Genomic DNA, 14,872 nt, shown 5'->3' with positions numbered 1-14,872 from the left:
TCATGAAACGCATCTCGTTTTCAGGTGAACAAGAAGTCGTTTGCTGTGAGCGAACCTCCGAAGTTGTGGAGATTCACTTGATCCGCTCCTGCGGTTATGAGGGTGTCAGTTCCCGATTGGGCGATGACAAGATCGTTGAATGACTGCACGCCTGCCACATTGCTGAACTCAATCTGATCATGTTGGCTTTGGCTAAAGTCTTCGATGGTGTTCTGGGTCCCGACTGTCATCGGGCCCTCGTCCTTGAACACGAACAGATCTTTGCCGCCACGAGCGCCGCCAAGCAATAACCCGTCGCCCCACATGACGTTGCTGACCGTCCCGCCCGGCGCTGCGGCTCCGGCGGACAAGGTATCGTCGCCGCCCCTGGCGGAGCCGGACAGGGATTGTGCGTCACCGAAAAGAATGTTGCTCGTCGAGCCGATGCCGGAGTTGCTGCCGCCCGTGAAGATGTCGTTGCCGCCCTTGGCGGACCCAGACATGGATTGTGCGTCACCGAAAAGAATGTTGCTCCTCGAGCCTGTGCCGGAGCTGTTGCCGCCCGTGAAGGTGTCGTTGCCGCCCTGAGCATGGCCGGACATGTTGCCGCCCGCATCACCGGAGAAAGTAGTCGAGTCAGCAAAGAGGACGCTGTTGCCGCCCGTGAAGGTGTCGTTGCCGCCCTGAGCATGACCGGACATGTTGCCGCCCGCATCACCGTAGAAAGTGTTGGTGGCGTCGTTACCTCCGCTGAAAATGTCGTTGCCGCCCTGAGCATGACCGGACATGTTGCCGCCCGCATCACCATAGAAAGTGTGAGAGGTGAAAACGCCGCCCTCGAAGGTGTCGTTGCCGCCCTGGGCATGGCCGGACATGTTACCGCCCGCATCGCCATAGAAAGTGTTGGTAGCCTCGCTGGAGCCCGTGAAGGCATCGTCGCCGCCCTGGGCACGGTCGGAAATGTCGCCGCCCGCATCACCATAGAAAGTGTTGGAGGCGGGGGCAGGAAGGAAGCTGCCCGTAAAGATATCGTCGCCGCCCTGAGCGTGGCCGGTCATGTCGCCGCCCGCGTCGCCATAGAAAATGTTGAAGGTGAAGGAGCCGCCCGTGAAAGTGTCGTTGCCGCCCTGAGCACGGCCGGACATGTTGCCTCCCGCATCACCGTAGAAAATATTGGAGGGGGAGAAGGAGAAGGAGCCGCCCGTGAAGGTGTCGTTGCCGCCCCGAGCATGGCCGGACATGTCGCCGCCCGCATCGCCATAGAAAGTGTTGGGGGGGCCTCCACTGCCGCCCGTGAAGGTGTCGTTGCCGCCCTGAGCATGGCCGGACATGTTGCCGCCCGCATCACCGTAGAAAGTATTGGTAGCGGTGTTAGCTCCGCTGAAAATGTCGTTGCCGCCCCTACTGTGACCGAACATATCGCCGCCCACGTCACCGTAAGCGGTGTTGCTCAGGGAGGCGAACGTGAAGGTATCGTCGCCGCCCCTGGAAAAGTCGAACATGCTGCCGGCCGCGTCACCGTAGAAAGTGTAGTGAATGGGGGCGTCCTCCGTAAACGCGGGCCCCGTAAAGGTGTCGTTGCCGCCCCTGGAAAAATCGAACATGCTGCCGCCAGCATCTCCGATCAAAATAGTTCTGTTTGGATCACCTGCGAGGATGTCATCAGTGCCCCGTTGATGGTCGGTTAGATCCCCAAGGGTAAATGGAACGCGCTTAAACTTAAACATGGCGAGCTCCTCGCAATTCGAATTACACGCCAAAAAAACATCATACTCTCAAATCGCAGCGGGATTATTGATAAGGATCAACTCGCGAGGGCACCAAACCCGGTCGGCCGCCAAGCGAACATGGCCTGACTGATTGGAATCAGGGGCTCTGTCCAGCGCTTTCTGAGATAGCGAAGTGGGTGACATCTCGTGAAGAATTCATGGATGGTTCCGGCGGGGAAGCTTGGAGTTTCCGTTGGTCTGTTAAGGGTCAAAATCCGAAGAACTAAGGTTTAGCAAATCTGATCCGCTCTGCCGCGATGAGCGGACCTCCGCCAGACCCCACACAACTTCGTAGATGGGTCACCAGCGGCGAGCACCTTAAGCGCCGTGCAGCTAGGGCAAAGCCAGCAGCGGGTATCGCAGGCTTTTGCTGGACTGCAAGGTGATCATGCGATCAGGAGCGCCATCCCCTGCAGTGCGTCGATCCGCGGAGCGGATTGCGCGCGTGACGCGGTCGTGATCTCGACGACGCTGGCACTGAGCAACGGAAGGGGCGTCCTGACCCGGTCCTTCCGATGCTGCCATTCTGCTCCTGATTTGCCCGACGGCGCAGTGTATTCGTAAAATCAGCAATGCGTAACGGTCGTTCGACGAGATCGCGCTCGATCGGGCAGGGCGTGGCGACGACCAGGTGCGGTTAGCCCTCGATCGCCCACGTTCCGCGATGGTGGCATCATACGCCTGTTTTGCCCGACGATCAAGCAAATTTCGTAAAAACGGAAATTGACCGTTTCCCGGGGGAGATCCTGCCTCGATTTGCGCTCGGCGACCGCGCCGATCTCATCGCGCCCGCAAGCCGTTGATCTTGCTGCCCCCGGCTACTGTGCATGGGGTTGTTTTCGAACTTTTGTTTTGGAAGGTGCGAAAGCGCCGCCGAACCGGGCCAAACCCGGCTCTCGCGCGCTACTTCATCACCCGCAGGCCCTTGGTCGTGAACCGCTGCGTCTTGCCGCCGGGACGGACCGGTCGCCGCGTGCCGGCGGCCTTGCCGGTGCCGGGCGGCTGGTGCGCGGGGACGAGCTGGTGCGGCTGCGAGCCGATCAGGTCGCGGCGGCCCATCTCGATCAAGGCTTCGCGCAGCACCGGCCAGTTGTCGGGGTCGTGATAGCGCAGGAAGGCCTTGTGCAGGCGGCGCTGGCGCAATCCCTTGATCGCCTCGACCTTGTCGCTGCCGCCGTGGCGCACGCCGCGCAGCGGATTGACTCCGGTGTGGTACATCGCGGTCGCGGTCGCCATCGGCGAGGGCAGGAAGGTCTGCACCTGGTCGGCGCGGTAGCGGTTCTTCTTCAGCCAGAGCGCGAGGTTCATCATGTCCTCGTCGGTCGTGCCCGGATGCGCCGCGATGAAATAGGGGATCAGGTAATATTTCTTGCCGGCCTGCTCGGCGGCGGCGTCGAACATCCGCTTGAACTTGTCGTAGGCGCCGATGCCCGGCTTCATCATCTTGTCGAGCGGCCCGCGCTCGGTATGCTCGGGCGCGATCTTGAGATAGCCGCCGACGTGATGGGTGACGAGCTCCTTGATGTATTCGGGACTCTCCACCGCGAGGTCGTAGCGCACGCCGGAGGCGACCATGACCTTCTTGATGCCCTTGGTCTCGCGCACCTTGCGATAGAGCCGGATCAGGTCGTCATGCGAGGTGTTGAGGTTGGGGCAGATCTCGGGGAAGACGCAGGACGGCCGCCGGCACGCCGCCTCGACCTTCGGGTCCTTGCAGGCCATCCGGTACATGTTGGCGGTGGGGCCGCCGATGTCGGAGATGACGCCGGTGAAGCCGGGCGTCCGGTCGCGGATCTGCTCGATCTCGCGCAGGATCGAGCCCTCCGAGCGGTTCTGGATGATGCGGCCCTCGTGCTCGGTGATCGAGCAGAAGGTGCAGCCGCCGAAGCAGCCGCGCATGATCGTCACCGAGAACCTGATCATCTCCCAGGCGGGGATTCGCGCATCGCCATAGGACGGATGCGGGGCGCGCGCGTAAGGCAGATCGTAGACCGCATCCATCTCCTCGGTAGTGAGCGGGATCGGCGGCGGGTTGAGCCAGAGATCGCGGTCGCCATGGCGCTGCACCAGCGGCCGTGCATTGCCGGGATTGCTCTCCCGGTGCAGCACGCGCGAGGCGCGCGCATAGGCCTCGCGGTCCTGCTCGACCTGCTCCAGCGCCGGCAGGCGGATCACGGTCGGCCCGCGTTGACGCGATGCGCCCTCGTCGGCGGAATCGAGATCGTCGGCGTGCAGCTCGGTGTAGTCGCTAGGGACCTTGCGGAACAGCGCGACGCCCCTGATGTCGTCGAGCTCGCGCGGTGCTTCGCCGGCGGCGAGCCGCTGCGCGACTTCGACCACGGCGCGCTCGGCATTGCCGTAGAGCAGGAGATCGGCCTTGGCGTCGGCCAGCACCGAGCGGCGCACCTTGTCGGACCAGTAGTCGTAATGCGCGATCCGGCGCAGCGACGCCTCGATGCCGCCGAGCACGATCGGTACGTCCTTGAACGCCTCGCGGCAGCGCTGGGCGTAAACGATGGTGCAGCGGTCCGGCCGCTTGCCGCCTTCGCCGCCGGCTGTATAGGCGTCGTCGCTGCGGATGCGGCGGTCCGCGGTGTAGCGGTTCACCATCGAGTCCATGTTGCCGCCGGTGACGCCGAAGAACACCTTTGGCCTGCCGAGTGCCTTGAACGGCTCGGCCGAGTGCCAGTCCGGCTGGGCGATGATGCCGACCCGGAAGCCCTGCGCCTCCAGCAGCCGGCCGATGATCGCCATGCCGAAGCTCGGATGGTCGACATAGGCGTCCCCGGTCACCAGCACGATGTCGCAGGCGTCCCAGCCGAGCGCATCCATCTCGGCGCGGCTCATGGGCAGGAACGGTGCCGGCTTGCGCGGTTGCGCCCGGGCCATCAGCGGCTTTTCGGCGGTGATCATCTGGGTGTCCATGGCGCCTACGCATAGGACTCCGTGCGGGCGAATTCAACCGATCGGTGTGCCGCCACCGCCGATTGTGATGCCGTGCGGGACCGTGATCCATGGTTCTGGCGTCGCGATGTGGTGGCCGGAGGTTCCATCCTCGTAACGGCGCCGATCGAATCTCGGCCATAGGAACCAACCGCGCCCGCGAACATTCTGTTGAGGGTTCGGCGCGGGCCCGGGTTGGGCGCGTCTGGATCATTCTGGCGTCCGCTGACGTCGCCTCTGGCGATGGGGGAGTTGTGAGCACGGTCATAGAGAACTTGCTGTTGCGGAAGCAGAAGCTCGTGGAACAGCTGGAGAAGGCGCCATCGGTCGAGGACCGCGATAGAATCGAGCACCAGCTCGAGCAGATCAACACCGCGCTGGATTTTCTGGACAGGCCGGAAGCGAAGGAAGGGCGGTAGACGCGCTCAATCCACTTTAAGCGCTTTTGCGTAGACGATTCCCGAATTGGTGATGTGCGTCGTCATCAGGCCGTCGAAGGCGGCGAACTCGCCGCGTGTGAAGAAATCGAGCAGCTTGCGATGCTCGTCGAAGGACGTGCGGGTACGCACGTCGATCGGCGAGGTCAGATTGGTGCGGAGCGCGGCGACGCGGCCGGAGACGAGCTGATAGGATTCGGCGAGGTAGCGGTTGCCGCAATGGGCGAACAGCGCCTCGTGGAAGGCGGCATCGGCGCGCCCATAGGCGATGTTGTCCTTCGCCGTGACCGCCGGCTCCATCGCCGCGATCGCCGCGCTCATGGCCGCAATCGCACCGTCGCGATCGTGGCGGAAGGCAAGCTCGGCCGCCCTGGGCTCCAGCGCGATGCGGAAGGTGCAGAGCGCATTGATGTCCTCGGCGCTCGGCGTGAACACGAAGCTGCCGACCTGCGGCCGGATCACCACCAGGCCTTGCGCCTGCAACTGGCCCATGGCTTCACGCACCGGCGTGCGGCTGACGCCGAAGGAATTGGCCACCATCTCCTCGGAGATGGCAGCGCCCAGCGCGAACTCGCCGTCGATGATCGCCTGGCGCAGCCGCAGCATCACGCGCTGCGACAGCGATTTCGGCGTATCGAGCTTGAGCGATCGCATGGCGCGCTCAGATCACCTTGCCGGGATTGAGCAATTGTTCGGGATCGAGCGCAGCCTTCAGCGTCCGCATCAGCGCGATCTCGGCATCGCTCCTGGCATGGCCCAGCCACTGCTTCTTCAGCGTGCCGATGCCGTGCTCGGCGGAGACGCTGCCGCCCATCTCGCGGACGAGACCGTAGATGATGGCGTCCATCGCGTCCTTCGGCTGCTGCGCGACCGAGAGGCCGGCGACCCAGGAGACGAGATGCAGATTGCCGTCGCCGATATGACCGTAATAGACGCTCTCGCAGCCCTTGATGCCGGAAGCGAGTGCGGCCTTGCAGCGCGTGACGAACTCGTCCATCCGCGCCACCGCAAGGCCGATGTCGTAGGAGATGTGCGGCCCCAGCACCTGGCCGAACTCGGCGCAGATGTCGCGCACGCGCCAGAAGGCCTGCGTCTGCGCCAGCGATTGCGCCACGGCGGCATCGGCGAGCAGCCCACGTTCCATCAGCTCTTCGAGCCAGTTCTGGAAACGCGGTGCGTCCAGGCTCTCATCGGTGCCCTGCGCCTCCACCAGCACGTAAAGGCCGTGACCTGGCGCGACCGGCGGCTTCACCCCGGCGCGATTCGTGATCACGTCCCAATAATCCGGCCACATCACCTCGAACGCCGACAGCAGCGGACCGAGCCCGCTGCGCGCCGCATCCAGCAGCGCGACCACCGCGGCATAGTCCTTCAGTGCACAGAGCGCCGCCATGGTCGAGCGCGGCTTCGGAAACAGCCTGAGCACCACGCGGGTGATGATGCCGAGCGTGCCTTCCGAGCCGATGAACAGATGCTTCAGGTCGTAGCCGGCATTGTTCTTCATCAGCTTGTTGAGGCTGGTGATGATGGTGCCGTCGGGCAGCACGACCTCCAGGCCGAGCACCAGCTCGCGCGTCATGCCGTAGCGGATCACGCGGTTGCCGCCGGCATTGGTCGAGAGATTGCCGCCGATGGCGCAGGAGCCGCGCGAGCCGAGATCGAGCGGAAAGAAGAAGCCGGCTTCGTCGGCAGCCTTCTGGATCGTCTCCAGCGGCGTGCCCGCCTTCACCGTCATCGTCGCGGAGGCGCGATCGATCTCCTCGATGCCGGTCATGCGCTCCAGCGAGATCGCCACCCAGCCGGCTTCGGGTGAGGCGCCGCGGCACAGCCCGGTCAGTCCGCCCTGCGGCACGAAGGGAAGCCGCGCCTGCCGGCAGGTCGCGATCGCATCGGCCACGCCTTTCGCATCGAGCGGCCGGATCACGGCGAGCGGCGCTTGCGGCAGGCTCGCGCTCCAGTCGTTGCAATTGCGGGCGGGCACCTCGCTGCCGGTCAGCACCGCGGCCGCGCCGAGCCTGTCGCGCAACGCGCCGAGCAGCTGGTCGGGGCGTCCGGCGGGGGTCACCATGTCCATGCGAGACCTCCTCAATATTTCCGCTGCGCCCCAGGGCGCCGGGGATTTGCATCGTTCTTGTATGTAAGGTACAAGGTGGAAAGTAAAGTAAAAACAGGATCCCGGTAAGCGCGGAAGATCATTGGAGATCAGCGGCTTAGTTTGGGGCGGCAGCAAAGGGCGGTGTCATGACGGAGGCAATTCGCGGGTTCTGGGTGGCGTCGGCGACGCCGCTGGCGGCCGATGGCAGCGTGGATCACGCCCGACTCGCCGGCCATGCCAAGCAACTCTTCAGCAAGGGCGTCGACGGCGTCGTCCTGTTCGGCACCACCGGCGAAGGCACCTCATTCAATGTCAGCGAACGCGTCGCGACGATCGAAGCCATGCTCAAGGCCGGCGTCGCGCCGGAGCGCATCGCAATCGGCGGCGGCTTTCCCGCCATCACCGACAGTATCGCACTGACGCGTGGCGTGCTCGGGCTCGGCTTGCGCCACGTGCTGCTGCTGCCGCCCTATTTCGACCGCAGCGTCACGCCCGAGGGTATCGAGGATGCCTTTGCCGCGATCATCGATGGCGTCGCCGACGATCGGCTGCGCGCCTCGCTCTATCACATCCCGCAGGTGTCGGGCGTCGCGATCCCGACGACGGTCGCGGCGAACTTGCGGAAGCGCTACGGCAAGCAGGTCGCCGGCTTGAAAGACTCCAGCGGCGACTTCAATCAGTTCCAGGCATTCCGCGCGGCCGCGCCCGAGCTCGCCATCACCGTCGGCAACGAGCCCGACATCGCCCGCGCGATCGCCGCGGGCGGCGCCGGCACCATTTGCGGCATGGCCAACGTCGCACCGGAGCTGGTCAAGGGCATGATTGACGGCAAGGATGTCGAGGCGCGCATGCAGGCAGCGGCAGATGCCGTGGTGAAGACGCCGTCCCTGGTCGCGACGTTGAAGGCTATCCTCGCGGCGCAGACGGGTGATGCAGGCTGGCTGCGCGTGCGCCCCCCGCTCCGCGCGTTGTCCGACGGCACCGCGCTCAAGCGGAAGCTCGACGCGTTGATGGCGCCTGCGATGGCGTGAGCCCGCGCAAGATCGCGACGCGCCGCCGCGAATTCGCGTGCTGCGTGCCGTGCTCGGCGAGACGGCTATTAGAGATTGCCGTTCAGCGCCGATCCTTTCTTAGAACCATTCAATACTAGAGCGATTCAAGTCCGCTTACGGTTCCGCTCGAGCTCCGTGCCTGTTAGACGCGCCAGCTTCAATGCTGCGTCTGACTTGGAAGTGAATCGAACGTGCGTGCTTATCTGGATGGCCAATGCGCCAGCGGCCATCGTCATCGCGCCGGCAAGCGCCACGCCGGTCTTCTCATCACAGCGGCTGTGCTGCTCGCCGAATGCCCCTCCAACATGACGACCGCCCAGGCGCAATCGGCGCTGCCGCCGGTGACGGTGGAGGCCTCAACACCGCGGTCGAAGCCGGCCCGCGCATCCGGGCAGCCGACGCGCCGCACGCAAACGACAGCTCGCCGCCAGCCAAATCGCAATTCCGCACCTGCGGTGCCGACGCTCTCGGAGCGCGCGGCCGCGGATGCCGCCGCGCAACAGGCCGCAAAGCTGGGCTATCGCGCGATGCCGAGTTCGACCACGCTGCGCAGCGGCGCATCGCCGCTTGATACTTCGCAGACCGTCAACGTCGTGCCCGCGCAGGTGCTGAAGGACCAGCTGCCGCGCAACATCGACGATGCGCTGGTCAACATCAGCGGGGTCACGCAGACCAACACGCTCGCCGGCACTCAGGACGCCGTGATCCGCCGCGGCTTCGGCGACAATCGCGACGGCTCGATCATGCGCAACGGCATGCCGCTGGTGCAGGGCCGCAGCCTCAATGCCGCGGTCGAAAGCGTCGAGGTGCTGAAAGGGCCGGCCTCGCTGCTCTACGGCATCATGGATCCCGGCGGCATCGTCAACACCATCAGCAAGCGTCCGGAGCTCTATCAGCACGGTTCGGTCACGCTGCTCGGTTCGACCTATGCGAACAACCGCAGCGGCGCCGACGGCACGCTCGACATCACCGGTCCGATCGGCGACGGCGGTCTTGCCTATCGCTTCATCGGCTATGGCGTCAGCGAGGATTATTGGCGCAATTTCGGCCGCCACCGCGAAATGCTGGCGAACCCGTCGCTGGCCTGGTACGGCGACACAACGACGGTGCAGCTCACTTATGAGCACCGCGAATTCATCTATCCGTACGACCGCGGCACGGCCTTCGTCAAAGGCGCTCCGCTGGCGATCCCGAAGACGCGCCGGCTCGACGAGCCCTTCAACAACATGTGGGGCACCTCCGACCTGGTGCAGGCTTCCGTCGAGCAGAAGCTCGACGACAATTGGAAGGTCACGGCGGCCTACAGCTACAACACCGAGACTTTCAGCGCGAACCAGCTTCGTATCACCAGCGTCAACGCCACGACCGGCGTTGAAACCCGCAGCAACGACGGTACGCGCAACTCGCTGAGCAACGCCAGCTACGGCACCTCCTATCTGCAAGGCGACGTCTGGGTGGGCGGTTTCCGCAACGAGATCCTGTTCGGCGGCGAGGCGCTCTATCGTACGATCGATCGCCACGATCTGATTCGCCAGGCGACGCCGAGCTTCAATTTCTATAACCCAGTCTACGGACTGGTCGTGCCGGGCACGACCGTTTCGGCAACCGACAGCGAGCAGACCGACAAGCTCGGCACCCGCAGCTTCTTTGCGCAGGACACGTTCCACCTGACCAACTGGCTGTCCGTGGTCGGCGGTGTTCGCTGGATGGAATATGAGCAACTCGCGGGAAAAGGGCGGCCCCTCTTCGTCACCGCCACCAATCTGGCGGGCGACAAGGTTCTGCCGCTCGGCGGCGTCATCTTCAAGCTCAGCGACCAGCTCTCCTATTACGTGAGCTATACGCAGTCGCTGAAGCCGACCTCGACCATCCCGCCGTTCACGGCCGGCTTCGTCGTCGATTCCACCGTTGCGCCCGAAGAGGGAACGCAGTGGGAGACCGGTCTGAAATTCGACGTCAACAAGCGGCTGTCGGGCACTCTGGCGATCTACGACATCCAGAAGAAGAATGTGCTGGTGCTGGACGACATCGGCGGCGGCAAGTCGGCGGCGCGCACGTCCGGTGCGGCCAGGTCTCGCGGCGTCGAACTGGACGTGACCGGCAGGCTGACCGACGAATGGAGCATGATCGGAAGTTACGGCTATACCGACGCACGGCTGATCAATGATCCCGTTGTCGGCAATGCCAAGCTGTTCAACGCTCCAATGAACACGGCTTCGCTTTATCTTGTCTACGATTTCGGCGACAGGCTCCCCGGACGCCTGCGGCTGGGCGGCGGCGCGCATTATGTCGGCGATCGGGCGGGCGACTCTGCCAACACGTTCTTCATGCCGGCCTATACCGTGGCGGACATTTTTGCGACGTACGACACGAAGATCGATAATCTGCCCGTGACGTATCAGTTCAACGTCAAGAATCTGTTCGACAAGCTCTACTATACATCCAGCACCGGGAATGCCTTGAACGTCGCCATCGGCGATGCGCGGCGGTTCTCGCTGTCGGCAACGGTGAAGTTCTAGCGATGACGGTGCGGATCGGGCATACGGTCAAGGCCGTCCTGTTCCAGGTCCATTCCATCGCGGGCCTCGTCCTCGCGCTGCTGGTGTCCCTGATCGCGCTGACCGGCGCGATCATGAGTTTCGAGGACGAGATCGTCGACCATCTCAACGTCGGGATCATGCAGGTCGCGCCGCGTCAGACACGGGCGCTGATGCCGGATGCGCTGATCGCCCGCCTGAAAGCGGCTGAGGATGTCGGCAAGGTCTCGGCCGTCACGCTGTCGAGCGATCCGGCGGCGGCGGTCCATATCCGCTTCGCGCGCGACGACCAGGGCAGCCGGCCAGGCTCGCTCTATGTCGACCCCTATGACGCGCGCGTGCTGGGCTCGCCCCGCGGCGAGGCGTTCTTCGCGACGGTGCGCAAGCTGCACCGTTGGCTGCTGATCCCAGGCGACGCCAAGGGCTGGGGGCGTCCGATCACCGGCACCATTGCGCTCGGTCTGATCGTCATGCTGATTTCGGGCCTCGTGCTGCGCTGGCCGCGGCGCGCGAGCAGCGTGAAGACGTGGCTGAAGCCGAATCTCGCGCTGAGCGGCCGCGGACTGCACCGGTCGCTGCATGCGGTGATCGGCACCTGGGTGTTTCCGGTCTATCTGGTGATGACGCTCACCGGGCTGTGGTTCTCTTTCGAATGGTACAAGGACGGCGTGACCTGGCTGTTGGCACGTCCTCACGTCACCGCAGCGAAGATGCCCGCAAAGTCGCCGCGGGCGGTCGACCGTTCCGGGACCGCGCAACCGATCGGATTCGATCAGGCATGGACGACGTTCCAGCGCGAGGAAGGCGGCCGCTTCTCCAGGGCCCTGCTGACGCTGCCGGCCGGCGCGGCCACAGTCATACGGATACGGTCGTGGAGGAAGGATAGGACCCTCGAAACCACACGCGATGAATTTCGCATTGACGCGGTCACCGGGCAGATGGTCTCCGCTGAGCGCTATGACGACAAGACATTCGGCGAGAAGATCATCGCGGCCATCTACGACATCCATCGCGGCGCGATCCTGGGATGGCCGGGCAAGCTCGCCTTCATGATTGCCGCGGTCCTCATGCCCCTGTTCTCGGTTACGGGAATCCTGCTCTATCTCTCGCGCCGCAAGCTGCGGCGCCCGGCGCAGCTGCCGGTCGGGCGGCTCGTTCCCGGCGAGTGAGCGGACTTGTCCCGCCGTCCAGCGGCCCCGAACAGCCCGCCGCACGGCACAGCGACCCCCGAGTTTCGCAGAGAACGCGGCAGCACTTGTCTGCGGCTTCCCGAGATGGCATCGATGCACGCGAAGGTCGCGGGAGGGCTTGATGGCACGGTCGGAACGAGACGAGATTGAGGAAACGGCGCTCCCCGCGGTGCTCGTCCGACGTAGCGATCTGCCCGTGCCCCTTGCCCATCCTGCGCGGAGCTTCTTCGGCGGTCTTCCCAAGCTGCCTCCGCAATTCGAATGGCCGACGGGGCAAGTCAGAGCAAACGAAACTCTTGAAACGGTTGGGCTGACCTTCGTGGCTCAGATTGATCTGGCCGAGATGCCTGGTTCGGGTTGGTCGCCGCTTCCGGATCGAGGAACGCTCTACTTCTTCTGCAGCTCGGTATTCGTCGGCGAAGGGCGTCCACCTTGCCGTGTACTCTATAGCCCCACCGACGGCAGTGCCTATCCTGACCGTGCTCCGCCGCCAAATCTGATGCCGCTGGCAGGCGCCCACGGCGATGCCCAGGTCAAGTGGCTCGATCCGGCGCTCGATTTTCATTCCAAGGTCGAGTTCAAGTACCCGCTTTCGTTCCGGCTGTTCCGCGACTTTTATTTCCACTCCGACACCGTCGGAGGTGAGCTCATGATCAAGGAATTGTGCAAGGCACTCGGTCCGGGGCAGCCGCCGGAGGACGATCTGCTTCAATTTCGAGGTTCGGCCGGATACGCGAAGGACGAGGATTGGCCCTTCAACTGGCTCTTGATCACCTATGTGGTTCGGTCGGTATTGTCGCACGTCCAACGCGACCTGAGGGGTGGATATCATGACAAGCCGCACACCGACGATGTAACTGCGGAATTGAAGCGCCTTCGTGCCGGTGCGATCGGCTGGCTTGAGCGGTGTCGGGCGCTGACGCCGATGGATGGCGTCGATCCGGACACAAAAGCGGCCTTCAGGTTCTGGTGGTTCGACGTCGTGCGAGCCCACGAGAAGCTGGACGGGCAGGTGCGCACATATACGAGCGAACTCCCGGCGGACCTGGGTAATGCCATCAACCACACGATTCGTTGCATGGCGACTCAACATGCTGATGCCTGCGATGATGCCCCTCTCAGCCATGTTGCGAATCTCGCGCGGCAGAATCATTGGAAGACGCCGACTGTGGAAGATGGGCGGCGCCGCCGCTTCAGCACGGCGCTTCACCAGATGCTGGGATACGGCAGCGGCCCGCAGGATGCGACCGAGGTGCATCTTGAGGACATGTTATTGCTCCAGATACAAGGCGATCCTGCGTTCTTCAATTGGCACTCCGACGTCGGCGGTGTGCTGCATTTTTGGATTGATCGGGATGCTCTCGACCGGCGTGACTTTTCGCAAGTCGTTGCCACATACGAATGCGACTGATCTGATGTTTGTGCGGAGACTTCGCGATTGTCCTGTTCTCCGATATAGCTAGCCAACTCCGTCGCAATGGTTCAAAAGCTCCTGGCCCTGTTCCCAAAGGTCCTCGCCATGAAGCTTCCCACCGTTACGCCCGCCGACATCCGCCGCGCGCTGCTGCTGCGCGAGGAGATCGCATTGCTTGACCTTAGATACGAGGCCGCCTTCGCGACCGGACATCCGCTGTTCGCCGCCAACATGGCCGTGGATCGGATTGCAGTCGAGGCCGAGGTCAGGCTGCCGCGCAAGGATGTGGCGATCGTGCTCTATGATGGCGGTGATGGGCTGGTCGGGCCCGGCGCCGAACGTCTCGCCGCGCTCGGCTACACCAACATCAGCGCGCTCGAGGGCGGGCTGACGGCTTGGCGCGCGGCGGGCTTTGAGGTGTTCGAGGACGTCAATTCCTACTCGAAGGCGTTCGGCGAACTGGTCGAGTCGCGACGCCATACGCCCTCGCTCAGCGCCGACGAGGTGGCCAAACTCATCGCCGACAAGGCCAACATCGCCATCCTCGACGTCCGCCGTTTCGACGAATATGCGACCATGAACATTCCGGGCTCGGTCAGCGTGCCCGGCGCGGAGCTGGTGTTGCGGGCAGGGCAAGCCGCACCCGATCCCGAGACGACGATCATCGTCAACTGCGCCGGCCGCACCCGCTCGATCATCGGCACCCAGTCACTGATCAATGCCGGCGTGCCCAACAGGGTGCGCGCGCTGCGCAACGGCACCATCGGCTGGACGCTGGCGCGGCATCAGCTCGATCACGGCGCTGACAGGCGCGGCACAATCGGCCCGTTCGAGGGCGGACCGGCCAATGCCCGCGATGTCGCCTACCGCGCAGGTGTTCGCCATATCGGTGCGAACGAGATTTCGGCGCTTGCCGCGCAGACCCATCGTACGCTCTATCGCTTCGACGTGCGCGACGCTGAGGAATATGCGGCCGGCCATCTCCCCGGTTTCCGGCATTATCCCGGCGGCCAGCTCGTCCAGGAGACCGACATGGCCGCGCCCGTGCGCGGCGCACGCATTCTCCTGACCGACGACAAGCGCGTTCGTGCCGACATGACGGCGTCCTGGCTGGCGCAGATGGGCTGGGAAGTCTATGTGCTCGAGGGCGGCTATGACGGTGCGCTCGAGGTCGGCCCGCCGCAGATCCTGCCGAAGCCGGATCCGGCACACCGCTACCGCCGGCCCTATGAAGGCACTGATGTGGCCGAAGCTGCGATGCAGGCCTATCTCGACTGGGAATACGGCCTCGTCGAGCAGCTCCGCCGCGACGGCACGCATGGGTTCTACGTGATCTGATGGCGACGACGGGCGCGAACCCGTCTCCGTCCCCCTGAGGTGTCAGCTCCTTTAGTGGTACTTGAAGGGCGACGGCCCGGCTGCCAGCTCGGCCGTGGATCCTTCGAGGCTCGCCCCG

At 64.2% G+C, this 14,872-nt stretch carries 10 protein-coding genes; 6 read left to right on the top strand and 4 right to left on the bottom strand.

The window, feature by feature from the left end; genetic code table 11:
* Nucleotides 1-20: 20 nt before the first annotated feature.
* Both FJV43_RS13920 and FJV43_RS13915 read right to left on the bottom strand, forming a co-directional pair.
* Nucleotides 21-1,706 carry a hypothetical protein gene (locus FJV43_RS13920; protein WP_239627760.1) on the bottom strand — a complete coding sequence of 562 codons (1,686 nt, stop codon included), beginning with the start codon at nt 1,704-1,706 and terminating at the stop codon, nt 21-23.
* Between the two features lie 945 nt (nt 1,707-2,651).
* Nucleotides 2,652-4,673 carry a YgiQ family radical SAM protein gene (locus FJV43_RS13915; RefSeq protein ID WP_239627759.1) on the bottom strand — a complete coding sequence of 674 codons (2,022 nt, stop codon included), beginning with the start codon at nt 4,671-4,673 and terminating at the stop codon, nt 2,652-2,654.
* 299 nt (nt 4,674-4,972) lie between these two features.
* Between FJV43_RS13915 and FJV43_RS13910 the strand changes: the two genes are divergently transcribed.
* Complete coding sequence (locus tag FJV43_RS13910) at nt 4,973-5,110, top strand: hypothetical protein (RefSeq protein ID WP_239627756.1); 138 nt, start codon at nt 4,973-4,975, stop codon at nt 5,108-5,110.
* 6 nt (nt 5,111-5,116) lie between these two features.
* Here FJV43_RS13910 and FJV43_RS13905 read toward each other — a convergent pair whose 3' ends face one another.
* Together FJV43_RS13905 and FJV43_RS13900 are read right to left on the bottom strand one after the other, a co-directional pair.
* On the bottom strand, nt 5,117-5,782 hold the full coding sequence (locus FJV43_RS13905) for a GntR family transcriptional regulator (protein ID WP_239627754.1): 666 nt from the start codon (nt 5,780-5,782) through the stop codon (nt 5,117-5,119).
* Nucleotides 5,783-5,789: 7 nt separating this feature from the next.
* Nucleotides 5,790-7,202: an FAD-binding oxidoreductase gene (locus FJV43_RS13900; RefSeq protein ID WP_239627753.1), complete on the bottom strand. Its 1,413-nt coding sequence runs from the start codon at nt 7,200-7,202 to the stop codon at nt 5,790-5,792.
* A gap of 167 nt (nt 7,203-7,369) precedes the next feature.
* On the opposite strand from FJV43_RS13900, the gene FJV43_RS13895 reads away from it, so the two are divergent.
* The 5 genes from FJV43_RS13895 (at nt 7,370) to FJV43_RS13875 (ending at nt 14,754) form a co-directional block, all read left to right on the top strand.
* Nucleotides 7,370-8,254 (top strand): dihydrodipicolinate synthase family protein, encoded by an 885-nt coding sequence (locus tag FJV43_RS13895; protein ID WP_239627751.1) that lies wholly within the window; start codon nt 7,370-7,372, stop codon nt 8,252-8,254.
* A gap of 212 nt (nt 8,255-8,466) precedes the next feature.
* Nucleotides 8,467-10,794, top strand: a complete 2,328-nt coding sequence (locus FJV43_RS13890; RefSeq protein WP_239627749.1) for a TonB-dependent siderophore receptor — start codon at nt 8,467-8,469, stop codon at nt 10,792-10,794.
* A 2-nt stretch (nt 10,795-10,796) separates the two neighbouring features.
* Nucleotides 10,797-11,981 carry a PepSY-associated TM helix domain-containing protein gene (locus tag FJV43_RS13885; RefSeq protein WP_239627747.1) on the top strand — a complete coding sequence of 395 codons (1,185 nt, stop codon included), beginning with the start codon at nt 10,797-10,799 and terminating at the stop codon, nt 11,979-11,981.
* A 142-nt stretch (nt 11,982-12,123) separates the two neighbouring features.
* Nucleotides 12,124-13,413: a DUF1963 domain-containing protein gene (locus tag FJV43_RS13880; protein ID WP_239627745.1), complete on the top strand. Its 1,290-nt coding sequence runs from the start codon at nt 12,124-12,126 to the stop codon at nt 13,411-13,413.
* A 108-nt stretch (nt 13,414-13,521) separates the two neighbouring features.
* Nucleotides 13,522-14,754, top strand: coding sequence for a rhodanese-like domain-containing protein (locus FJV43_RS13875; RefSeq protein ID WP_239627743.1), 1,233 nt, complete (start codon nt 13,522-13,524; stop codon nt 14,752-14,754).
* The last annotated feature ends 118 nt before the right edge of the window (nt 14,755-14,872 follow it).

The organism is Bradyrhizobium sp. I71 (assembly GCF_022354745.1).
Taxonomy (GTDB): Bacteria; Pseudomonadota; Alphaproteobacteria; order Rhizobiales; family Xanthobacteraceae; genus Bradyrhizobium; species Bradyrhizobium liaoningense.
This window is presented reverse-complemented; position numbering and strand designations above follow the sequence as displayed.

Coding starts and splice junctions, on each gene's coding strand:
- FJV43_RS13920 (WP_239627760.1), bottom strand. CDS start 1,706: ATGTTTAAGTTTAAGCGCGTTCCATTTACCCTTGGGGATCTAACCGAC.
- FJV43_RS13915 (WP_239627759.1), bottom strand. CDS start 4,673: ATGGACACCCAGATGATCACCGCCGAAAAGCCGCTGATGGCCCGGGCG.
- FJV43_RS13905 (WP_239627754.1), bottom strand. CDS start 5,782: ATGCGATCGCTCAAGCTCGATACGCCGAAATCGCTGTCGCAGCGCGTG.
- FJV43_RS13900 (WP_239627753.1), bottom strand. CDS start 7,202: ATGGACATGGTGACCCCCGCCGGACGCCCCGACCAGCTGCTCGGCGCG.
- FJV43_RS13895 (WP_239627751.1), top strand. CDS start 7,370: ATGACGGAGGCAATTCGCGGGTTCTGGGTGGCGTCGGCGACGCCGCTG.
- FJV43_RS13885 (WP_239627747.1), top strand. CDS start 10,797: ATGACGGTGCGGATCGGGCATACGGTCAAGGCCGTCCTGTTCCAGGTC.
- FJV43_RS13880 (WP_239627745.1), top strand. CDS start 12,124: ATGGCACGGTCGGAACGAGACGAGATTGAGGAAACGGCGCTCCCCGCG.
- FJV43_RS13875 (WP_239627743.1), top strand. CDS start 13,522: ATGAAGCTTCCCACCGTTACGCCCGCCGACATCCGCCGCGCGCTGCTG.